The following is a 19,118-nucleotide window of genomic DNA, read 5'->3' as shown; positions in this document are numbered from 1 at the left end:
CCGCCCGGTTCATCTCCCCGTCGGCCTGCGTACATGGCTGAAACCTTGACAACTGGCGTGACCAGGCAGGAGATTGACGCGCGTAGAAATCCACTGGACACCTGTGCACTGGATTTCTACGCGCGTCGCGTTCCGCCCCACCGGTCGTGGCCCCTCGTTTCCGCGCTCCACGCTCGCTTTCACGCTTGTCGCCACCCTCGTTCCACCTCGTTCCGGCGCTCACGTACGTCCCCGGAGGGATTCCGTTGCCGAGCAAGAAGTCCGCGCGTCTCGCCGCGCTCACCGTCGCCGCCGTCTGTTCCGCGGCCTCCACCGTCGCCCTCACCCTGCCCGCGCACGCGGACACGGTGGCCATTCACGACATCCAGGGCACGACCCGGATATCGCCGTACGCCGGCAAGGCGGTCACGGGTGTGGCCGGAATCGTCACCGGCGTACGCACCTACGGCTCGTCCAGAGGTTTCTGGATCCAGGATCCGAACCCGGACGCCGACCCGGCCACCAGTGAGGGCGTCTTCGTCTTCACCGGCTCCACCCCGAAGGTCGCCGTCGGCGACTCCGTCACGGTCACCGGCACGGTCTCGGAGTTCGTCCCGGGCGGCGTCTCCACCGGCAACCAGTCGATCACCGAGATCACCAAGCCGACGGTGACGGTCCTCTCCAGCGGCAACGCCGTTCCGGCCGCGACCGTCGTGAACGCGAAGTCGGTCCCGGCCGCGTACGCCCCGGCCGGCGACACCGCGGCGAGCAACTCGATCAACGGCCTGACCCTGCGGCCCGCCACATACGCCCTGGACTACTACGAGTCCCTGGAGGGCATGAACGTCCAGGTCGCCGACGCGCGCGTGGTCACCGCCACCGACCCCCACACCGAGCTGTGGGTCACGGTGAAGCCGCGGGAGAACACCACCCGCCGCGGGGGCACGCTGTACGGCTCCTACACCTCGCAGAACACCGGCCGGCTGCAGATCCAGTCGCTGGGCGCGACGGCCGACTTCCCCGTCGCGAACGTCGGCGACACCCTCACGGGCGTCACGGCCGGCCCGCTGGACTACAACCAGTTCGGCGGCTACACGGTCGTGGCGGGCCAGCTCGGCACGCTGAAGAGCGGCGGTCTGCAGCGGGAGACGACGCAGAAGCAGAAGAGGGGCGAGCTGGCGGTCGCGACGTACAACGTCGAGAACCTCGACCCGTCCGACGCCACGTTCGCGGCGCACGCCTCCGCGATCGTGAACAACCTGAAGTCGCCCGACATCGTGTCCCTGGAGGAGATCCAGGACAACAACGGTGCGAAGGACGACGGCACGGTCGCCGCCGACGTGACGGTGAACAAGCTGATCGACGCGATCGTGGCGGCCGGCGGCCCGACGTACGACTGGCGCTCGATCGACCCGGTCAACGACCAGGACGGCGGCGAGCCGGGCGGCAACATCCGTCAGGTGTTCCTGTTCAATCCGGAGCGGGTCTCCTTCACCGACCGCGCGGGCGGCGACTCCACCACCGCGGTGGGCGTCACGAAGGTGCACGGCAAGGCGCAGCTGACGGCCTCCCCGGGCCGGATCGACCCCGGGAACGAGGCCTGGAAGTCCAGCCGCAAGCCGCTGGCCGGCGAGTTCGTCTTCCGCGGGAAGACGGTCTTCGTGATCGCCAACCACCTCAACTCCAAGGGCGGCGACCAGGGTCTGACCTCGCAGTACCAGCCCGTGGTGCGCAGTTCGGAGACCCAGCGCCACGCGCAGGCGACGCTGGTCAACGCGTTCGCCAAGAGCATCCTCGACGTCCAGAAGAACGCGGACGTCATCGCGCTCGGCGACATGAACGACTTCGAGTTCTCCGACACCGCGAAGATCCTCGAGGGCGAGGGCGAGCTGTGGTCGGCGATCAAGTCGCTGCCGAAGAGCGAGCGTTACACCTACGACTACCAGGGCAACCAGCAGGTCCTGGACCAGATCCTGGTGAGCCCCTCGATCCGGCGCGGCTGCGACTTCGCGTACGACAGCGTGCACATCAACTCGGAGTTCCACGACCAGATCAGCGACCACGACCCGCAGGTGCTGCGCTTCGAGCCGTAACCCCGGCTCGGTCAGGGCCGGCTGAACACCCCGTTCAGCCAGCCCTGCCAGGCGGCTTCGCACTCCTTGATGTCGGCGCCCGGCGTGAAGTCGTGCAGGGAGACGCCGACCGGGTGGCCCCAGTGGTTGCGTCCGAAGACGCGGGTGAGACCCCGCTCCGTGCGCAGCCCGATGAAGTACGGGTCGCGGAAGTCGACCACGGCGTCGAACTCGTCGGGTCCCCGGACCGTCATTCGGGTGCCTGCCGCCACGTCCTCCTCGACGCCGAGCGCCCGTCCGACGGCGGCGAGGGCGTCGGGGGCCTTGGACGCCTCGGGCCCGTCGAAGGTGGCGAAGGCGGCGGGCCGGGGCGCGAAGTGCACCAGGTACTCCCGCAGGGTGTGCAGATAGAAGTCGGTGTGCTTGGCGGCGCCGTCGTACTGGTTGTCCCAGTCGTCGACGAAGATGCCGCTGTGCACGTACCGCACCCAGGCGCGCCGGCCCTCGTCCCGCGGCTCGATGGTGTAGTCGAGCTGGTTGAGCGTCTGCTCGGCGATGCCGTCGACGTCCTCGACGCGGTTGGTGTAGCGGTGCGGCGGGTCCCAGGCGGTGACCTTGGACCCGAAGGGCCCCGTGCCGCCGACCCGCGGCTCGGGCGGCTCCATCGGCCACAGATACCCTCCGGTCCCCGTGGTGATCGCCGCCCACACCTCCTCGGGCGTGGCGTCGACCTCAAACTCGCGGGCGATCTCGAATTCCTTGGACGTTTCCTTGGTCATGGCGTGCTCCTGAGTCCTACTGGTCGATTTCCTGGGTGGGCTGCTGGTCCTTGAGCGTGGGATGCACGGCGACGACGATCCGGTGGTCCCGGCCGCCCTCCGCGTCGGGCGCGTCGTACCTGCGGATCAGCGCGCTCACCCCGGCCGTCAACTCCTCGATGAACGCGGCACGTTCGGCCGCCGAGGCGAAGCGCACCTCGCCGTCCAGCGCGTAGGTGGCGAGCCGCTTGCGGGCCTTCGCGGCACCGGTGATCAGAGAGCCGACGTCCCGCACCAGCCGGGCGCCGAGCGCGAGCAGCCAGCGCGCGGACAGCTGGTCCCGGAAGCGGTCGGGATCCGGCTGCACGGCGGCGAGCGCGAGCGGCGAGATCACATACGACGCGGCGGTGGCCCGCATCAGCCGCTCGGTGACATTGCCCTTGCGGCGCTCGCCGGCCAGCTCGACCAGGCCGTGCCGCTCCAGCGCCTTGAGGTGGTAGTTCACCTTCTGCCGGGGCAGTCCGACCTTGCCGGCCAGCATCGCGGCCGACGCGGGGCCGGCCGCGAGCTCGGCGAGCAGCCTGGCCCGTATGGGGTCCAGGGAGACGGCTGCGGCCTCGGGGTCCTCGATCACGGTGACATCCAGCATGCGTCCACCGTCTCACCGAACACTTTTTTTGTCCAGGCGATTCAATTGTTCGGCGGAGACGGGACAGCCGACTGTCGCCTGCCGGCAGCCGGCAGCCGGCAGCCGGCAGCCGCAACGGGTTCGGCCCGGCACCCCCTGCGGGGTGCCGGGCCGAACCCGTTCTTCTTGCGCCGTGCGCGGTGCGCGCGGTGCGCGGCGCGCGGTGCGCCGTGCGCGGTGCGCCGTGCGCGGTGCGCCGTGCGCGGTGCGCCGTGCGCGGTGCGCCGTGTGACTTGGGCCGGTGGTCAGCGCCTGGCCCGGCGCCTCCCGAGCCACCCCGCCGCCACGAGGGCCACTCCCGCCGCGCCCACGATCACGATCGGCCACGGGTGCCCCATCGCGAACCGCACCCGCACCCGGACCGGGGCGGGAACCCGGTCCTCCACAGCGTGACCGGCGTGCGCCGCCCTGTGCTGGACGGCGTGGACGGTGTCGGTCGCGTGGCTTGCGCGCTCCTGTACCTGGTGCCCCGCCTGGGAGGCCGTGCTGCGCAGTTGCACGGTCATCGCGCCGGCGCGGTCCATCAGGTCGGCGGCGCGCGCCCGGGTGCGCCCGCGTACGTCCGCCTTGGCCGCCAACTCCTCGACCGTGGCCCCCAGTTGGTGCCTGGTCTGCTCGATCTGCCGACGCAGGTCCGCAGCTGTCCTGTCTGTCATCGGTGCGCCCTTTCCCTGATCTCCTCGACGTCGGCCCGGACGCTGCCGAGGGTCTCCTCGGGAGTGGGCGGCGCGGCCCGGCGCAGTTGGGTGCGGCCGGCCGCACCCAGCAGGCCGGCGATCGCGAACAGCACTGCCGTCACGATGAGCGCCGCCGCCCAGACGGGCAGCGTCAGCGAGAGGGCGGCGACGGCCGCGCCGGCGAGGGCGAGCAGGCCGGCGTAGGCGAACGCGCCCGCGGCGCCGAGCAGACCGCCGCCACGCCCGGCGCGCCGCCCCTTCTCGGCGAACTCCTCCTTGGCGAGGGCCAGTTCCTGTCGTGCCAGCCGGGAGAGCTGCTCGGTGGCCCGGCCGACGAGTTCGCCGACGCTGTGGTGCCCGTCGTCGCGGACGTCGTCGCGGACGTCGTCGCGGACGGGCCGGATGTCCGTGGTCCCGGTCACGGGGTTCCGCCTCCTCTCGGTTCCGGTCCTATGGATCTCCGGTCCCGTGGGTTCTGCTCCTGTCGGTCCCGGAAACATCCGGGTACCCCGGCCGGACTCCGTTACCCGTGCGGGGCGCCTCCGGGACCGTGCTCGGCCGGGCCGGCCGGCCGGCTCCGCAATCAGTCGCGGCAGTCCGGCAACAGGGCTGTCTCCGCGGCGAGTTCGGGCGCGGTCCGGAAACCGCGCGCGAAACAGATGCGACAGCAGCAACGGCGACCGCGACCGCGACGTGACCACAACTTCGTAGAAACTCTTATCGGTACCTCGTAAGAAATTTAAGTGGAGCTTCGCCGTTGTCCGGCCGACACTACCCCCATGGCGACCATCTCCTCCGCTCCCCCTCCCTTCGGCCGCGCACTCTGCGCGATGATCACGCCCTTCACCGGCTCCGGCGCGCTCGACCTCGACGGTGCGCAGGGGCTCGCCGACCGGCTGGTGTCGGCCGGCTGCGACGGCCTGGTGCTCTCCGGGACGACGGGCGAGTCGCCGACCACCTCCGACGCCGAGAAGGCGGACCTGGTGGCGGCGGTGCGGGAGGCGGTGGGCGAGCGGGCGTCGATCGTGGCGGGGGTGGGGACCTTCGACACCCGCCACACCGTCCACCTCGCGACGGCCGCCGAGAAGGCCGGCGCGGACGGAGTCCTCGTCGTCAGCCCGTACTACAGCAGACCTCCGCAGGACGCCCTGGAGGCGCACTTCCGGGAGGTCGCGGACGCGTCCGGGCTGCCGGTCATGCTGTACGACATCCCCGGCCGCACCGGCACCCGGATCGAGCCCGACACCCTGCTCCGACTCGCCGAGCACCCCCGGATCGTCGCGGTCAAGGACTCCTCCTACGACTTCCTCGGCGCGCAAAAGGTGCTCTCCCGGACCGAGTTGGCGTACTACGCGGGCTGCGACGAGCACAATCTCGCGCTCTACGCGGTCGGCGCGGCGGGCTATGTCAGTACGGTCGCCAACGTGGTTCCCGCCCAACTGAGCGCCGTCCTGGACGCGTTCGACGCGGGCGATACCGCCGAGGCGGCCCGGCTCCAGCAACGGGCCACGGAACTGGTGGAGTTGATGATGGCATCCGGTCTGCCCGGCACGGTCACCGCCAAAGGGCTGCTCGCCGAGCTCGGGTTGCCGGCCGGTCCCGTGCGGGCGCCGCTCAGGCCCGCCGACCGGGAGACGGTCGACGGGCTGCGCGCGGCCTACGGACGGCTGGTGGGCTGAACCGCCCGGTGGATGCCCGGCGAGGGCCAGTCAGCGGTCCGCAAAGATCGGCTCCCAACGTCCCGGGGTGTCGATCTTGGTGGAGCGGTAGCCGCTGAGCGGCACGACCTTCTCACTGTCCGGTGTCACCAGAACCAGCCGCTGGCGGGACTCGTCGCCGTCCGGGCTGTCATCCCAGGCGACGAGCGAGGAGTCGTCCGCCCAGGCGAGCAGCTGCCGGCCGTGCGTCTCGGTGACCTTCTTTCCGGTGAGGGGGTCGAGGATCCAGGACGACGACTTGTACTTCCCGCCCGCGAAGTCACCGGCGAGGCGTTTGCCGTCCGGGGAGAGACCCGCCGGGACGTACCAGGACACGTACTTCTCACCGACCGGCTGGTTGGCCCCGGAGCCCTTGCGGTCGACGCACAAGTAGCCCGGGGGCATGGGCATGTCGGCCCAGACGCGGCTGCCGTCCCGGCTGAAGGTGAAGTCCTGACGGCTGTTGCCACGGACGGACGCCAGCGGGTCCACGTCGGGGCCGACCCCGGTCCAGGAGCTCTTCCCGGAGACGACGTCGAGGATGTGGAAACCGGTTCGGTACGACTTCTCCGCATACGGCATCCAGCTTTCGTAGCCCGGCCACTTGACCCGCAGATCCGGGTTGCGGCTGTAGGTCGTCGCGAGGAGTTCCCGTCCGTCGCGGGAAAAGGCGAGTCCGCCCACGGGGTGGTCGACCGCGATCCACCGCTTGACCTCGCCGCTGGCCAGGTCGAGCAGACCGATCCGGCGCACAGGGAGGCTCTGCTCCAGTACGGCGGCGGTCTTCAGCCCCGGGGCGACGGCGACCCATGACCACTTGGTCGTCTTCACGTACTTCTTCGTCGCCGGGTTGAGCAGCCAGTACGTCCGGACCGCCACCGCCTCGTCGGCGGAGCGCTCGACGAGGGTCGTGCCGTAGTACGCGGCCAGCGCGGTCCGGCCGGCGGCGATCATGTCGCGCGGGGGCGACTGGTCCGGGTGCGGGGAGATCCGGTTCGGCACGGTGACGTCCGCCGGGCGTACGTCCGTAGTGTTGCCGGATTCCAGCATCGGCACCGCCACGGTGACGGCGACCACGGCGGCGGTCGCGGCGGCGACGGCCACCAGCCGGCGGGTACGGCGGCGCCGGCGCAGGGCCAGCACCCGGCCGGCGAGCCCCGAACCGGCCGGGGTCTGCTCTTCGGCCAGCTCCCGCAAGGAGTCGCGCACGACTTCGTCGACGTTCACGGACGCACCTCCACGGGCGAGAAGTCACGGGACGACGCCTGCTCGGCGTCCGCGGGGCCGAGGGCGGCCAGTTCGGGCGCGAGGGCGCGCAGCCGGGCGAGGGAACGGTGGGTGGTGGACCGTACGGTGCCCACGGAGACGCCCAGCAGGGCAGCGACCTCGGCTTCCGGCAGGTCCTCGAAATAGCGCAGGACGAGCACGGTGCGCTGACGCGCGGTCAGCCGGGACAGGGCCGCGCGCATCACCACGCGCAGGTCGGCGGCCGAGGAGGTGTCCGGGCCGGCTCCGCCGTCCGGCGGCTCGGCGACGCTCACCTCGCGTCGCGGCCACTTCAGACGCCACCGGCTGATCTGCTGCCGGTAGAGGACCTGGCGTACGTAGGCCTCGGGCTCGTCGATGCGGTGCCAGCGGCCCGCGGCCTTGACCAGGGCGTTCTGGAGCAGGTCCTCCCCGGCGTGCCGGTCGCCGCCGCTGAGCAGGACGGCCGTCCTCAGCAGGGCGGACGACCTGCTGTCCACGAACTGTCGGAAGCTCTCCAGCGCTTCGGCATTCATCGTCACCTTCTCTTCCGCCAGGAGCGGACCCGTCTGTCCGGTCCCTGTGCCCCTTGTGACGCGCCTGGCCCGCCCCCGCTATGCCCACGGTCCGCGGGAAATTCCGTCGGACGCGCGGCGGTGCTGTCGTACGGTGAGCCCATGAGTCGGCCGGTGCTCTACCTCGATGTCGACGGTCCCCTGAATCCGTACGCCGCCACGCCGTCGAAGCGGCCGGTGGGTTATACGACGATCAGGGCGTCCGTGGGCCGGGCGCGGCCGCTGCGGGTCTGGCTGCACTCCGGGCACGGCGCCGCCCTGCTCCGCCTCCCCTACGACCTGTGCTGGGCCACGACCTGGATGGCCGAGGCCAACCGCTGGATCGCCCCCGTGATCGGGCTGCCCGAGCTTCCGTACGTCGACTTCGGCGCGGTGCTGTTCGCCCATCGGCCCGACGGCGTCCACTGGAAGACGGAGGCGATCGTCGCCCACGCGGCGGGCCGCCCCTTCGCCTGGGTGGACGACGAGCAGTCCCCCGCCGACGCGGCCTACGTCACCGCCCACCACCTCGCCCCGGCCCTGCTGCACCACGTGAACCCCCGCATCGGCCTGCGCGAGGAGGACTTCACCGCACTGGCGGAGTTCGCGGCAGGACTGCCCACATGACACAGCGCCCTCCCGCGGTGGGCGGGAGGACGCTGCGCGTGTCGGACGCGATCGGTGCGGCCGGTGCGGTCGATACGTCCGGTACGTCGGTACCGGCCGCGGCGGTCAGTTGTGGCTGTGCAGGATCTCGTTCAGGCCGCCCCAGACCGCGTTGTTCGGGCGGGCCTCGACCGCGCCGGTGACCGAGTTGCGGCGGAAGAGGATGTTGGAGGCGCCGGAGAGCTCACGGGCCTTGACGATCTGGCCGTCGGGCATCGTGACCCGGGTGCCCGCGGTGACGTACAGGCCGGCCTCGACGACGCACTCGTCGCCCAGCGCGATGCCGACGCCCGCCTCGGCGCCGATGAGGCAGCGCTCGCCGATGGCGATGATCACGTTGCCGCCGCCGGACAGCGTGCCCATGGTGGACGCGCCGCCGCCGATGTCCGAGCCGTCGCCGACGATGACGCCCGCGGAGATGCGACCCTCGACCATCGAGGTGCCGAGCGTGCCCGCGTTGAAGTTGACGAAGCCCTCGTGCATGACCGTGGTGCCCTCGGCGAGGTGCGCGCCGAGACGGACCCGGTCGGCGTCGGCGATGCGGACGCCCTTCGGGGCGACGTAGTCCGTCATGCGCGGGAACTTGTCGATGGAGGTGACCTGGAGGTGCAGGCCCTCGGCGCGGGCGTTCAGGCGGACCTGCTCGACGGTGTCGACGGCGACCGGGCCGAGCGAGGTCCAGGCGACGTTGGCGAGGAGGCCGAAGATGCCGTCCAGGCTCTGCCCGTGCGGCCTGACCAGGCGGTGCGAGAGCAGGTGCAGACGCAGATAGACGTCGTGCGTGTCGATCGGCTTCTCGTCGAGGGAGGAGATGACCGTGCGGACCGCGACGACCTCGACGCCCCGACGGGCGTCCGGACCGATCGCCTTCGCCGCGCCCTCGCCGAGCAGTTCCACGGCCTTCTCGGCGGACAGGCGCTCGGTGCCGGACGGGCCGGGCTCCGCGAGCAGCGCGGGCGCGGGGAACCAGGTGTCGAGGACGGTGCCGTCGGCGGCGAGGGTGGCGAGGCCGGCGGCCGCGGCGCCGGTGGTGCGGGGAGCAGTCGTGTCGGTCATACGGGCAACCTAACCGGCGGGGGGCCGCGGAGGCCAACCCGCACAGCGGTGTCTCAGGTGGCGGGCTGTGGACCCCGCCGACCTGGTGCGTTCACGCCGGGACAGCAGGGAACCGACGGTCGGCCGGTCGGCCGGTCGGTCAGCGGACCGGGGCCATGAGCCGCGCCAGCGCCTCGCGTGCGTACTCCTCGTCGTAGGGCGCGTCCGTCAGCAGCACCTGCAGACAGATCCCGTCCATCAGCGCGACCAGCGCGCGTGCGGTGCGGGCGTCGGTGCGGGGGGCGAGGAGGGCAGCGAGGTCCTCGCCCCACTCGGCGGCGACGGGGCGCAGCGCCGGGCGGCGCAGGGCGGCCAGATAGAGCTCGTACTCCAGCTCGACGTCGGTGCGGTCGCCCGCCAGCCACTCGCCGAGCAGCCCGGCCAGTTCGGCGGGCAGGTCGACGCGCGGGTCGGTCAGTCCGCCGCGCGACGCGACGGCCTTGGTGAAGCCCTCGCCCGCCTGCCGCAGGGCCGCCGTCATCAACTCGTCGAGGGTGGCGAAGTGGTAGGTGGTGGAGCCGAGCGGCACGTCCGCCTCGGCGGCGACCGAGCGGTGACTCAGCCCGGCGAGGCCCTTCTCGCCGACGACCCGGATCGCCGCGTCGATGATCCGCTGGCGCCGTTCGGGGTCGTAGCGGCGGGGCATCAGTGCGCACCCCCGAGGTTCAGCACGACGACTCCCCCGACGATCAGCAGGATGCCGGCGACCTTGGTGGGCGTCAGGGCCTCCCCGAACAGCGCCAGCCCCAGGACGGCGATGGTCGCGGTGCCGGCCCCGGACCAGATCGCGTACGCCGTGCCGATCCCCACGGTCTTCAGCGTCCGGGCGAGGAGGAGGAAGGAGACGACGTAGCCGACGGCCGTGATCAGCGAGGGCCAGAGCCTGCTGAAGCCCTCGCTGTACTTCATGGCGGTCGTCGCCGCCACCTCGGCGGCGATGGCGCCGGTCAACGTCACATATCCCATGCGTACGATCGTACACAACGATGCGTACACCTGTACACATGATGCTCCGTGATTCAAAAGCGTTATAGAAAGCGCTCGGCCAAACGGCTGAACGCGAGCCGCAGGTTCCACTACTGTTTCACCGTTCACACACCGGGCCATCGCAGCCGCGGCCGCCGTCAGGGACGCGCCGCTGGAGGAACAGCGCATGCCAGAAAACAAGTCCCGGCCGTCCCAGGACCAACCCTGGGAGAACGGCTGGGCCCCGGACACCTCCCGGGCACCCGGAACACGACGCCTGTGGCTGGCCGGCGCTCTCGCCGTGGCCACCATCGTGGCGTGCGTGACCGCAATCGCCTTGAACGACAAGCCTGCTGACGAGAAGAACACGGAAGCACGCGAGGGCCAGACACTGTCGGACGGCGAGACGGCGGGCGGTCTGATCTCCTTCGCCACGCCCTCCGCGAGCGGGTCGACGACACCGGCGGGGAGCAAGCCGGGCACGTCCGCGTCCGCATCACCGACGCCCTCGCCCTCGTCCTCCCCCCGGCCGCAGGGCAGTTCGTCTCCGCACGCCTCGGCCAAGCCGCCGGCCTCGTCGGCGCCGAAGCCGTCCAGCCCGGCGTCCTCCGGCTACGAGCGGTCGGTGCAGGCGGTCAACTACCCCGACCGCTACTGGCATGTGAGCGGCGGTCTGGTGCGACTCGACACGCCGGGCGGCTCGGAGTTCCGCGAGGACTCCACGTTCACCGTGGTCAAGGGGCTGTACAACAGCTCCTGCTACACGTTCAAGACGCACGACGGCAAGTACCTGCGGCACCGCGACTTCATCCTGCGCGCCGAACGCAACGACGGCTCCGCGCTGTTCAAGCAGGACGCCACCTTCTGCCCCGGATACTCCGGGTATTCGGGCGGGGTGCTGCTCCAGTCGGTGAACTACCCCAACTACGCGCTGCGCCACGAGAACTTCCAGCTGCGCCTGGACCCGTACGGCTACAACACCACCAACCGGCAGGACTTCATGTTCCGCCTCGTCGACGGCCTCGGCTGAGCGCGGTCGGCGCGGCACACAGCCGCGCCGCATACAGGTGTGGCCCCCCGGCAGCTGCCGGGGGGCCACACCTGTCAGGTCGTCAGACGTTCGTCAGACGTTGAAGCCGAGCGCGCGCAGCTGCTCGCGCCCGTCGTCCGTGATCTTGTCCGGGCCCCACGGCGGCATCCAGACCCAGTTGATGCGCAGCTCGTTGACCAGGCCGTCCGTGGCGGACTTCGCCTGGTCCTCGATGACGTCCGTCAACGGGCAGGCCGCGGAGGTCAGGGTCATGTCGATCGTCGCGATGTTCGCGTCGTCGATGTGAATGCCGTAGATCAACCCGAGGTTGACGACGTCGATGCCCAGTTCGGGGTCGACGACGTCGTACAGCGCCTCGCGGAGTTCCTCCTCCGAGGCCGGCTTCATCTCAACGGTCTCGCTCATGCCGTCTTCCTTTCGGCGTCGGTTCCGCCCAGGGCCTGGGCCGTCGCGTCCTTCCACGCCATCCAGCTGAGGAGGGCGCACTTGACCCGGGCCGGGTACTTGGAGACGCCGGCGAACGCGACCGCGTCCTCCAGCACCTCCTCCATCACGTCGTCGGGCTCGATCCGGCCCTTGGACTGCATCAGCTCCAGGAAGGTCTCCTGGATCCGCTGCGCCTCGGCAAGGTCCTTGCCGACCAGGAGGTCGTTCAGGACGGACGCGCTGGCCTGGCTGATGGAACAGCCCTGGCCCTCGTAGCTGACGTCCTCGATCTTCGTGCCGTCGTACTTCACGCGCAGGGTGATCTCGTCGCCGCAGGTCGGGTTCACATGGTGCACCTCGGCGTCGCCATCGCGCAGACCACGCCCGTGCGGGTGCTTGTAGTGGTCCAGGATGACTTCCTGGTACATCGAGTCCAGCTTCATGCGTCGCTCGCCAACCCCTCAGCCGAAGAAGTTCCGTACGTGCTCCAGACCGTCGACCAGAGCATCGATCTCGGCCGGCGTGGAGTACAGATAGAACGACGCTCGCGTGGTCGCGGGAATTCCGTACCGCAGGCAGACGGGGCGGGCGCAGTGGTGACCCACCCGGACCGCGATGCCCTGCTCGTCCAGCACCTGGCCCACGTCGTGCGGGTGGATGTCGCCGAGCGTGAAGGAGATCGCCGCGCCCCGGTCCTCGGCCGTCGACGGGCCGATGATCCGCAGGTCGGGGACCTCGCCGAGCCGCTTCACCGCATACTCGGTGAGCGCGTGCTCATGGGCGAGGATCTTGTCCATGCCGATCGCGGACAGGTAGTCGATGGCCGCGCCCAGCCCGACCGCCTGCGCGACCGGCGGGGTGCCCGCCTCGAACTTGTGCGGGGCCGGCGCGTAGGTCGAGGAGTGCATCGACACCGTCTCGATCATCTCGCCGCCGCCGAGGAACGGGGGAAGGTCCTCCAGCAGCTCCTGGCGGCCCCACAGGACGCCGATGCCGGTCGGGGCGCACATCTTGTGGCCGGTGAAGGCCACGAAGTCGGCCTGCAGCGCCTGTACGTCCAGCGGCATGTGCGGCGCGGCCTGCGAGGCGTCGATGCAGACGAGCGCACCGACCTCCTGCGCCCGGCGCACTATCGCCTCGACCGGGTTCACCGTGCCCAGGATGTTCGACACCAGCACAAAGGAGACGATCTTCGTCTTCTCGGTGATGATCTCGTCGATGTTGGACAGGTCGAGGCGGCCGTCGTCGGTGAGGCCGAACCACTTCAGCTTCGCGCCCGTGCGCTGCGACAGCAGCTGCCACGGCACGATGTTGGAGTGGTGCTCCATCTCCGTGATGACGATCTCGGTCTCGTGGTCCACGCGGTAGGGCTCGTCGGCCCAGCCCAGCATGTTCGCCACGAGGTTGAGCGACTCGGAGGCGTTCTTGGTGAAGATCACCTCGTCGCGGCTCGGCGCGTTGATGAACGACGCGACCTTGTCACGCGCGCCCTCGTACAGCGCCGTGGCCTCCTCGGCGAGCACATGCACACCGCGGTGGACGTTGGCGTTGTAGCGCTCGTAGTACTCGTTCAGGGCGTCCAGGACCTGGCGCGGCTTCTGCGAGGTCGCCGCGTTGTCCAGGTACACGAGCTTCTTACCGTCGTGGATCTGTCGGTCCAGGATGGGGAAGTCCTTGCGGAGCGCCTCGGTGTCGAGGAGACCCGGCAGCTGCGTCACGCTGATACGCCACCCTTCGTGTATGCCTCGTAGCCCTCTTCCTCCAGCTTGTCGGCGAGTTCGGCGCCGCCGGACTCGACGATCCGGCCCGCGGAGAAGACGTGGACGAAGTCGGGCTTGATGTAGCGCAGGATGCGCGTGTAGTGCGTGATCAGCAGGGTGCCGACCTCACCGGTCTCGCGGACGCGGTTGACGCCCTCGGAGACGACCCGCAGGGCGTCGACGTCCAGACCGGAGTCGGTCTCGTCGAGGATCGCGACCTTCGGCTTGAGCAGCTCCAGCTGGAGGATCTCGTGGCGCTTCTTCTCACCGCCGGAGAAGCCCTCGTTGACGTTGCGCTCGGCGAAGGAGGGGTCCATGTTGAGCCGCTCCATGGCCTCCTTGACCTCCTTCACCCACAGGCGCAGTTTGGGGGCCTCGCCGCGGATGGCGGTCGCGGACGTACGGAGGAAGTTGGAGACCGAGACGCCGGGGACCTCGACCGGGTACTGCATCGCCAGGAAGAGGCCCGCGCGGGCGCGCTCGTCGACGGACATCTCAAGGACGTCCTCGCCGTCGAGCAGCACGGTGCCGCCGGTGATCGTGTACTTCGGGTGACCCGCGAGCGAGTAGGCGAGGGTCGACTTGCCGGAGCCGTTGGGGCCCATGATGGCGTGCGTCTCGCCCTGCTTCACGGTGAGGTCGACGCCCTTGAGGATCTCCTTCGTGGCGTTGTCGGCCTCGACGGTGACGTGCAGGTCTCGGATTTCAAGCGTTGCCATGGGTGCCTCAGGACTCCTGGGTGAGGGAGACGAGCACGTCGTCCCCTTCGATCTTTACGGGGTATACGGGGACGGGGCGCGTCGCGGGAAGGCCGGACGGCTTACCGGTGCGGAGGTCGAAACTGGAGCCGTGCAGCCAGCACTCGATCTGGCAGTCCTCCACCTCGCCCTCCGAGAGCGAGACGTTCGCGTGGGAGCAGACGTCGTGGATGGCGAACACCTCCCCCTCGGTGCGGACGACCGAGACCGGCGTGCCGTCGAGTTCCACCCGCTTCGGGGTGTCCTCCTCCAGCTCGCTCAGTCCGCAGGCGCGTACGAAGGCCGTCATCAGACCGTGGCCTCCAGCTCGGTCTCGATCCTGGCGAGCAGGCGCTCCTCGATGTCGTCGACACCGATCTGCTGGACCAGCTCGGCGAAGAAGCCGCGGACCACCAGGCGACGGGCCTCGTCGGCCGGGATGCCGCGGGCCATCAGGTAGAAGAGCTGCTCGTCGTCGAACCGGCCGGTGGCGGAGGCGTGCCCGGCGCCGACGATCTCGCCGGTCTCGATCTCCAGGTTCGGCACGGAGTCGACCCGGGCGCCGTCGGTCAGCACCAGGTTGCGGTTCATCTCGTAGGTGTCCGTGCCCTCGGCCTTGGCCTCGATGAGCACGTCGCCGATCCACACCGCGTGGGCGTTGTCGCCTTGGAGGGCGCCCTTGTAGACGACGTTGGACTTGCAGTGCGGGACGTTGTGGTCGACCAGCAGGCGGTGCTCCTGGTGCTGACCGGCGTCCGTGAAGTACAGACCGAGCAGCTCGGCCTCGCCGCCGGTGCCGGCGTACGCGACGCGCGGGTGCAGGCGGACGAGGTCGCCGCCGAAGGTCACCACGACCGACTTGAAGCTCGCGTCCCGCCCGATGAGGGTGTTGTGCTGGGCCACGTGCACGGCCTTGTCGTCCCAGTCCTGGACGGAGACGACGGTGAGCTTCGCGCCGTCGCCGAGGATGTAGTCGACGTTGGCGGCGAGCACGGCGTCACCGGTGTGGTCGATGACGACGACGGCCTCGGCGAAGGCACCCAGCTCGATGACCTGGTGGCCGTACGCCACGCCGCCCTCGCCGTGCACCGCGATGCGGATCGGCTCGGTGAGCACCGTCTCCTTGGGGACGGTGACCACGCCGGCCTTCTCGAACGCGGAGTACGCCTGGGCGGCGACCCGGTCCACGGGGGTGCCGGCCTTGCCGAGCCGCTGGTCGTCACGGTCCACGAGTTCGACGGTGACGCCCTCGGGGGCCTCGACGGCGACCTTGACGGCCTCGCCGGTCGCGACGGCGGTACCGTCGTGCAGCCCGCGCAGCCGCTCCAGCGGCGTGAACCGCCACTCCTCCTCGCGGCCGTGCGGGACCGGGAAGTCCGCGACGTCGAAGGACGGGGGCGCGCTCATGCGCGTGGCGACGGTCGACTCGGCGGCCACCGCGATCTGGCCCGCGGTGGTGGACCCCACGGGGATGTTCTGAGCCTCAGCCATGGCTGTCGGTCTGCTCTCTTCCTACGTCAGAAATTGCTCGCTGCTGTCCGGTGGCGGGTCTTAACCGACCGCGCCTTCCATCTGCAGCTCGATCAGCCGGTTGAGTTCGAGGGCGTACTCCATGGGCAGCTCCTTCGCGATGGGCTCGACGAAGCCGCGCACGATCATCGCCATCGCCTCGAACTCGCTGAGTCCTCGGCTCATCAGGTAGAAGAGCTGGTCCTCGGAGACCTTGGAGACGGTCGCCTCGTGGCCCATGGACACGTCGTCCTCGCGGACGTCCACATAGGGGTACGTGTCGGAGCGGGAGATGGTGTCGACGAGCAGCGCGTCGCACAGCACGTTCGACTTGGAGCCGTGGGCGCCCTCGCCGATCTCGACGAGACCGCGGTAGGACGTACGGCCGCCACCACGCGCCACGGACTTCGACACGATGTTGGAGGAGGTGTTCGGCGCCATGTGGACCATCTTGGAGCCGGCGTCCTGGTGCTGCCCCTCGCCCGCGAAGGCGATGGAGAGGGTCTCGCCCTTGGCGTGCTCGCCCATCAGGTAGACGGCGGGGTACTTCATCGTCACCTTGGAGCCGATGTTGCCGTCGATCCACTCCATGGTCGCGCCCTCGTACGCCACGGCGCGCTTGGTGACCAGGTTGTAGACGTTGTTCGACCAGTTCTGGATGGTCGTGTAACGGCAGCGGGCGTTCTTCTTGACGATGATCTCGACGACCGCGCTGTGCAGCGAGTCCGACTTGTAGATCGGGGCCGTACAACCCTCGACGTAGTGCACGTACGCACCCTCGTCGACGATGATCAGGGTCCGCTCGAACTGGCCCATGTTCTCCGTGTTGATGCGGAAGTAGGCCTGGAGCGGGATCTCCACGTGGACGCCCGGCGGCACGTAGATGAAGGAGCCGCCCGACCACACCGCGGTGTTCAGCGACGCGAACTTGTTGTCGCCGGCCGGGATGACGGTCGCGAAGTACTCCTTGAAGAGCTCCGGGTGCTCCTTCAGGGCGGTGTCGGTGTCCATGAAGATGACACCCTGCGCCTCGAGCTCTTCGTTGATCTGGTGGTAGACGACCTCGGACTCGTACTGGGCCGCGACGCCGGCGACGAGGCGCTGCTTCTCCGCCTCCGGGATGCCGAGCTTGTCGTAGGTGTTCTTGATGTCCTCGGGCAGGTCCTCCCAGGACTCCGCCTGCTTCTCCGTGGAGCGCACGAAGTACTTGATGTTGTCGAAGTCGATGCCTGAGAGGTCCGAGCCCCAGTTGGGCATGGGCTTCTTCTCGAAGAGCTTCAGGCCCTTGAGGCGCAGCTTCGTCATCCACTCCGGCTCGGACTTCTTGTCGGAGATGTCCTTGACGACGTCCTCGTTGATGCCGCGCTTGGCAGAGGCGCCGGCCGTGTCGGAGTCGGCCCAGCCGTATTCGTACTTGCCCAGGCCCTCGAGTTCGGGGTGAGCAGTCTCCGTGGGGAGAGTCATGCGGGGTTCCTCCCGGCCGTGCTTGCAGATGCGTTGTGGGTGGCTGTCGAAACTTTGGGGATGAACGTCGTGCACACGCCGTCGCCGTGGGCGATGGTCGCCAGTCGCTGGACGTGCGTGCCGAGCAGCTGGGAGAAGATCTCGGTCTCCGCCTCGCAGAGCTGCGGGAACTTTTCCGCGACGTGGGCGACGGGGCAGTGGTGCTGGCACAGCTGCTCGCCGACCGGTGCGCTACGCGCCGTAGCAGCGTAACCGTCCGCACTCAGGGCCTTGGCCAGGGCTTCGGTTCGCTCCTCGGGGGCGGCGGCCTCGATGGCCTTGCGGTACGCGGCGGCCTGCTCGGCGATCCTGGCGCGGGCGAAGGCGACGACCGCCTCGTCCCCGCCGAATCGCTCCTGGATCCAGCGCAGGGCGTCCGCGGCGAGCTTGTCGTAGGACTGGTCGAAGGCGTCACGGCCGCAGTCGGTGAGGACGAAGACCTTGGCGGGGCGTCCGCGGGTCCGCGCTCCGTACACCCGCTGCTCGCGGGCCTGAACGACGTCGTCGGCGACCAGCGCGTCGAGGTGACGGCGTACGGCGGCGGGGGTGAGCCCCAGCCGCCCGGCCAGCTCGGTCACAGTCGACGGCCCGTGGTCCAGGATGGATCGCGCGACCCGGTTGCGTGTGGAACGCTCCCCGGTCGCGAACTCCTCCTGGGGGGTCCCCGTGGGGGTCTCCCGAGCCTCGCCGACCTTTTTCACAACGCCATTGTTGCGTAATTCCTCAGAGGCAGGCAAGCCGCGCCCGGACGGCCGGACGGTGCCCTGCGTCACTTAGGCATACCTAATCTGACCTGGGGAAACGATCTTTGATCGATCAGAGCGAGGCGGCCGACCGATTAAATCACTGGCTCCCCAGGGCCCCTTCGGGGACACTGCCGGACCATGCCCACACCCCCTCCCACCGGCCCACTTGTCACCCGGGACACCCTCACCGCGGGCCTTCGCGCGCTGGGCGTCGAACCCGGAGAAATCCTCCTCGTGCATTCCTCGCTCAGTTCCCTCGGCTGGGTCTGTGGAGGCGCCGTCACGGTCGTGCGCGCAACTCTGGACGCGCTCGGCCCGGAGGGCACCCTGGTGGTCCCGGCCCAGACCGGGGACCTGTCCGATCCGGCGGTGTGGCGCAATCCGCCGGTGCCCGAGGAGTGGTGGGAGACGATCCGGGCCACCATGCCCGCCTACGACCCCCTCGTCACCCCCAGCCTCGGCGTCGGCGTGATCCCGGAGACGGTCCGCACCTGGCCCGGCGCGCTGCGCAGCGCGCACCCTCAGACGTCCTTCGCGGCGTTGGGAGCCCGGGCGGCGGAGGTCGTGGACGGACACGCGCCCAACTGCCGGCTCGGGGAGCACAGCCCGCTGGCCCGGCTGGAGAAACTGGGCGCGCGGGTGCTGCTCCTCGGCGCCGGATACGACACCTGCACCAGCTTCCACCTCGCCGAATACCGGATACCCGCCCCGCTCGTGGACGTCGGCCGGCCCGGCGTCGACGGGTGGGAGCGGGTGAGAGAGGTGTCGATCGACTCCGACCGGTTCGACGAACTCGGCCATGACTTCGAACGCGACCGTGCCGTCGTACGGGGCACGGTGGGCGCGGCCGACGTGCGGCTGTTTCCGGTCGCGGACGCCGTGGCGTACGCGCAGCGGTGGCTGCCGCTGCACCGCCCCAGGGAGGAGGAGCTCTGAACGCGCCCGTCGGGCCGCCCGGCGTGCACGACCACTTTCCGTACCCTCCCCCA

Annotated in this window: 22 protein-coding genes; 5 read left to right on the top strand and 17 right to left on the bottom strand. The window is 70.0% G+C overall.

All coding sequences use genetic code 11. The annotated features are described in order from the left end of the window. Positions 1-245 precede the first annotated feature (245 nt). Entirely contained in the window at positions 246-2,072 is a 1,827-nt protein-coding gene (locus tag ACIBTS_RS18865; RefSeq protein ID WP_399320645.1) for an endonuclease/exonuclease/phosphatase family protein, read from the top strand. An 11-nt stretch (positions 2,073-2,083) separates the two neighbouring features. Here the strand turns inward: ACIBTS_RS18865 and ACIBTS_RS18860 are convergent, their stop codons facing one another. From ACIBTS_RS18860 to ACIBTS_RS18845, 4 genes are all read right to left on the bottom strand, one after another. Beyond that, positions 2,084-2,830 (bottom strand): SRPBCC domain-containing protein, encoded by a 747-nt coding sequence (locus ACIBTS_RS18860; RefSeq protein ID WP_399320643.1) that lies wholly within the window; start codon positions 2,828-2,830, stop codon positions 2,084-2,086. Between the two features lie 16 nt (positions 2,831-2,846). Beyond that, positions 2,847-3,458 (bottom strand): ArsR/SmtB family transcription factor, encoded by a 612-nt coding sequence (locus tag ACIBTS_RS18855; protein ID WP_399320641.1) that lies wholly within the window; start codon positions 3,456-3,458, stop codon positions 2,847-2,849. 284 nt (positions 3,459-3,742) lie between these two features. Beyond that, positions 3,743-4,153: a DUF3618 domain-containing protein gene (locus ACIBTS_RS18850; RefSeq protein ID WP_399320640.1), complete on the bottom strand. Its 411-nt coding sequence runs from the start codon at positions 4,151-4,153 to the stop codon at positions 3,743-3,745. Then, positions 4,150-4,596, bottom strand: coding sequence for a phage holin family protein (locus ACIBTS_RS18845; RefSeq protein ID WP_399320638.1), 447 nt, complete (start codon positions 4,594-4,596; stop codon positions 4,150-4,152). Before ACIBTS_RS18845 ends, ACIBTS_RS18850 begins: the two co-directional genes overlap by 4 nt. 357 nt (positions 4,597-4,953) lie before the next feature. Between ACIBTS_RS18845 and dapA the strand changes: the two genes are divergently transcribed. After that, positions 4,954-5,853, top strand: a complete 900-nt coding sequence (gene dapA, locus ACIBTS_RS18840) for a 4-hydroxy-tetrahydrodipicolinate synthase (RefSeq protein ID WP_399320637.1) — start codon at positions 4,954-4,956, stop codon at positions 5,851-5,853. A 30-nt stretch (positions 5,854-5,883) separates the two neighbouring features. On the opposite strand, the gene ACIBTS_RS18835 is transcribed toward dapA, so the two are convergent. Further along, on the bottom strand, positions 5,884-7,098 hold the full coding sequence (locus tag ACIBTS_RS18835; protein ID WP_399320635.1) for a WD40 repeat domain-containing protein: 1,215 nt from the start codon (positions 7,096-7,098) through the stop codon (positions 5,884-5,886). Next, positions 7,095-7,652 (bottom strand): SigE family RNA polymerase sigma factor, encoded by a 558-nt coding sequence (locus ACIBTS_RS18830; protein WP_399320633.1) that lies wholly within the window; start codon positions 7,650-7,652, stop codon positions 7,095-7,097. The genes ACIBTS_RS18835 and ACIBTS_RS18830 overlap by 4 nt, the downstream gene beginning before the upstream one ends. Before the next feature lie 141 nt (positions 7,653-7,793). On the opposite strand from ACIBTS_RS18830, the gene ACIBTS_RS18825 reads away from it, so the two are divergent. Continuing rightward, positions 7,794-8,297, top strand: a complete 504-nt coding sequence (locus ACIBTS_RS18825; protein WP_399320632.1) for a hypothetical protein — start codon at positions 7,794-7,796, stop codon at positions 8,295-8,297. Positions 8,298-8,402: 105 nt separating this feature from the next. Here ACIBTS_RS18825 and dapD read toward each other — a convergent pair whose 3' ends face one another. From dapD to ACIBTS_RS18810, 3 genes are all read right to left on the bottom strand, one after another. After that, positions 8,403-9,392 carry a 2,3,4,5-tetrahydropyridine-2,6-dicarboxylate N-succinyltransferase gene (gene dapD, locus ACIBTS_RS18820; RefSeq protein WP_399320630.1) on the bottom strand — a complete coding sequence of 330 codons (990 nt, stop codon included), beginning with the start codon at positions 9,390-9,392 and terminating at the stop codon, positions 8,403-8,405. Positions 9,393-9,531: 139 nt separating this feature from the next. Further along, complete coding sequence (locus ACIBTS_RS18815) at positions 9,532-10,077, bottom strand: TetR/AcrR family transcriptional regulator (protein ID WP_399320628.1); 546 nt, start codon at positions 10,075-10,077, stop codon at positions 9,532-9,534. Next, positions 10,077-10,397, bottom strand: coding sequence for a multidrug efflux SMR transporter (locus tag ACIBTS_RS18810; protein ID WP_319670463.1), 321 nt, complete (start codon positions 10,395-10,397; stop codon positions 10,077-10,079). The genes ACIBTS_RS18815 and ACIBTS_RS18810 overlap by 1 nt, the downstream gene beginning before the upstream one ends. 187 nt (positions 10,398-10,584) lie before the next feature. On the opposite strand from ACIBTS_RS18810, the gene ACIBTS_RS18805 reads away from it, so the two are divergent. Beyond that, entirely contained in the window at positions 10,585-11,427 is an 843-nt protein-coding gene (locus ACIBTS_RS18805) for an AbfB domain-containing protein (protein WP_399320626.1), read from the top strand. A gap of 93 nt (positions 11,428-11,520) precedes the next feature. On the opposite strand, the gene ACIBTS_RS18800 is transcribed toward ACIBTS_RS18805, so the two are convergent. The 8 genes from ACIBTS_RS18800 to ACIBTS_RS18765 are packed head-to-tail and all read right to left on the bottom strand — an operon-like array spanning position 11,521 to position 18,084. Then, on the bottom strand, positions 11,521-11,853 hold the full coding sequence (locus ACIBTS_RS18800) for a metal-sulfur cluster assembly factor (protein ID WP_037743875.1): 333 nt from the start codon (positions 11,851-11,853) through the stop codon (positions 11,521-11,523). Beyond that, positions 11,850-12,317, bottom strand: a complete 468-nt coding sequence (sufU, locus tag ACIBTS_RS18795; protein ID WP_399320624.1) for a Fe-S cluster assembly sulfur transfer protein SufU — start codon at positions 12,315-12,317, stop codon at positions 11,850-11,852. The genes ACIBTS_RS18800 and sufU overlap by 4 nt, the downstream gene beginning before the upstream one ends. Before the next feature lie 18 nt (positions 12,318-12,335). Beyond that, positions 12,336-13,592 carry a cysteine desulfurase gene (locus ACIBTS_RS18790; protein WP_079663083.1) on the bottom strand — a complete coding sequence of 419 codons (1,257 nt, stop codon included), beginning with the start codon at positions 13,590-13,592 and terminating at the stop codon, positions 12,336-12,338. Then, complete coding sequence (gene sufC / locus ACIBTS_RS18785) at positions 13,589-14,353, bottom strand: Fe-S cluster assembly ATPase SufC (protein WP_079663082.1); 765 nt, start codon at positions 14,351-14,353, stop codon at positions 13,589-13,591. The genes ACIBTS_RS18790 and sufC overlap by 4 nt, the downstream gene beginning before the upstream one ends. A gap of 7 nt (positions 14,354-14,360) precedes the next feature. Next, positions 14,361-14,681, bottom strand: a complete 321-nt coding sequence (locus ACIBTS_RS18780) for a non-heme iron oxygenase ferredoxin subunit (protein ID WP_079663081.1) — start codon at positions 14,679-14,681, stop codon at positions 14,361-14,363. Further along, positions 14,681-15,862, bottom strand: a complete 1,182-nt coding sequence (sufD, locus tag ACIBTS_RS18775; protein WP_399320622.1) for a Fe-S cluster assembly protein SufD — start codon at positions 15,860-15,862, stop codon at positions 14,681-14,683. The genes ACIBTS_RS18780 and sufD overlap by 1 nt, the downstream gene beginning before the upstream one ends. A 60-nt stretch (positions 15,863-15,922) precedes the next feature. Then, positions 15,923-17,344, bottom strand: coding sequence for a Fe-S cluster assembly protein SufB (gene sufB / locus ACIBTS_RS18770; RefSeq protein ID WP_079663079.1), 1,422 nt, complete (start codon positions 17,342-17,344; stop codon positions 15,923-15,925). Continuing rightward, on the bottom strand, positions 17,341-18,084 hold the full coding sequence (locus ACIBTS_RS18765) for a helix-turn-helix transcriptional regulator (protein WP_399320621.1): 744 nt from the start codon (positions 18,082-18,084) through the stop codon (positions 17,341-17,343). The genes sufB and ACIBTS_RS18765 overlap by 4 nt, the downstream gene beginning before the upstream one ends. Positions 18,085-18,267: 183 nt before the next feature. Between ACIBTS_RS18765 and ACIBTS_RS18760 the strand changes: the two genes are divergently transcribed. Then, on the top strand, positions 18,268-19,065 hold the full coding sequence (locus ACIBTS_RS18760) for an aminoglycoside N(3)-acetyltransferase (protein ID WP_399320619.1): 798 nt from the start codon (positions 18,268-18,270) through the stop codon (positions 19,063-19,065). Positions 19,066-19,118 lie beyond the last annotated feature (53 nt).

The organism is Streptomyces sp. NPDC050121 (assembly GCF_044460385.1).
Classification (GTDB): domain Bacteria; phylum Actinomycetota; class Actinomycetes; order Streptomycetales; family Streptomycetaceae; genus Streptomyces; species Streptomyces soliscabiei.
The sequence above is the reverse complement of the archived record's forward strand: the minus strand, read 5'-3'. Positions and strand labels throughout refer to the sequence as shown.

Bases quoted from the DNA above. Each gene is read 5' to 3' on its own strand.
- ACIBTS_RS18855 (WP_399320641.1), bottom strand. From the start codon at position 3,458: ATGCTGGATGTCACCGTGATCGAGGACCCCGAGGCCGCAGCCGTCTCC.
- ACIBTS_RS18810 (WP_319670463.1), bottom strand. From the start codon at position 10,397: ATGGGATATGTGACGTTGACCGGCGCCATCGCCGCCGAGGTGGCGGCG.
- ACIBTS_RS18805 (WP_399320626.1), top strand. From the start codon at position 10,585: ATGCCAGAAAACAAGTCCCGGCCGTCCCAGGACCAACCCTGGGAGAAC.
- sufB (WP_079663079.1), bottom strand. From the start codon at position 17,344: ATGACTCTCCCCACGGAGACTGCTCACCCCGAACTCGAGGGCCTGGGC.
- sufU (WP_399320624.1), bottom strand. From the start codon at position 12,317: ATGAAGCTGGACTCGATGTACCAGGAAGTCATCCTGGACCACTACAAG.
- ACIBTS_RS18800 (WP_037743875.1), bottom strand. From the start codon at position 11,853: ATGAGCGAGACCGTTGAGATGAAGCCGGCCTCGGAGGAGGAACTCCGC.
- ACIBTS_RS18830 (WP_399320633.1), bottom strand. From the start codon at position 7,652: ATGAATGCCGAAGCGCTGGAGAGCTTCCGACAGTTCGTGGACAGCAGG.
- sufD (WP_399320622.1), bottom strand. From the start codon at position 15,862: ATGGCTGAGGCTCAGAACATCCCCGTGGGGTCCACCACCGCGGGCCAG.
- ACIBTS_RS18815 (WP_399320628.1), bottom strand. From the start codon at position 10,077: ATGCCCCGCCGCTACGACCCCGAACGGCGCCAGCGGATCATCGACGCG.
- ACIBTS_RS18860 (WP_399320643.1), bottom strand. From the start codon at position 2,830: ATGACCAAGGAAACGTCCAAGGAATTCGAGATCGCCCGCGAGTTTGAG.
- ACIBTS_RS18760 (WP_399320619.1), top strand. From the start codon at position 18,268: ATGCCCACACCCCCTCCCACCGGCCCACTTGTCACCCGGGACACCCTC.
- ACIBTS_RS18780 (WP_079663081.1), bottom strand. From the start codon at position 14,681: ATGACGGCCTTCGTACGCGCCTGCGGACTGAGCGAGCTGGAGGAGGAC.
- ACIBTS_RS18850 (WP_399320640.1), bottom strand. From the start codon at position 4,153: ATGACAGACAGGACAGCTGCGGACCTGCGTCGGCAGATCGAGCAGACC.
- sufC (WP_079663082.1), bottom strand. From the start codon at position 14,353: ATGGCAACGCTTGAAATCCGAGACCTGCACGTCACCGTCGAGGCCGAC.
- dapD (WP_399320630.1), bottom strand. From the start codon at position 9,392: ATGACCGACACGACTGCTCCCCGCACCACCGGCGCCGCGGCCGCCGGC.
- ACIBTS_RS18825 (WP_399320632.1), top strand. From the start codon at position 7,794: ATGAGTCGGCCGGTGCTCTACCTCGATGTCGACGGTCCCCTGAATCCG.
- dapA (WP_399320637.1), top strand. From the start codon at position 4,954: ATGGCGACCATCTCCTCCGCTCCCCCTCCCTTCGGCCGCGCACTCTGC.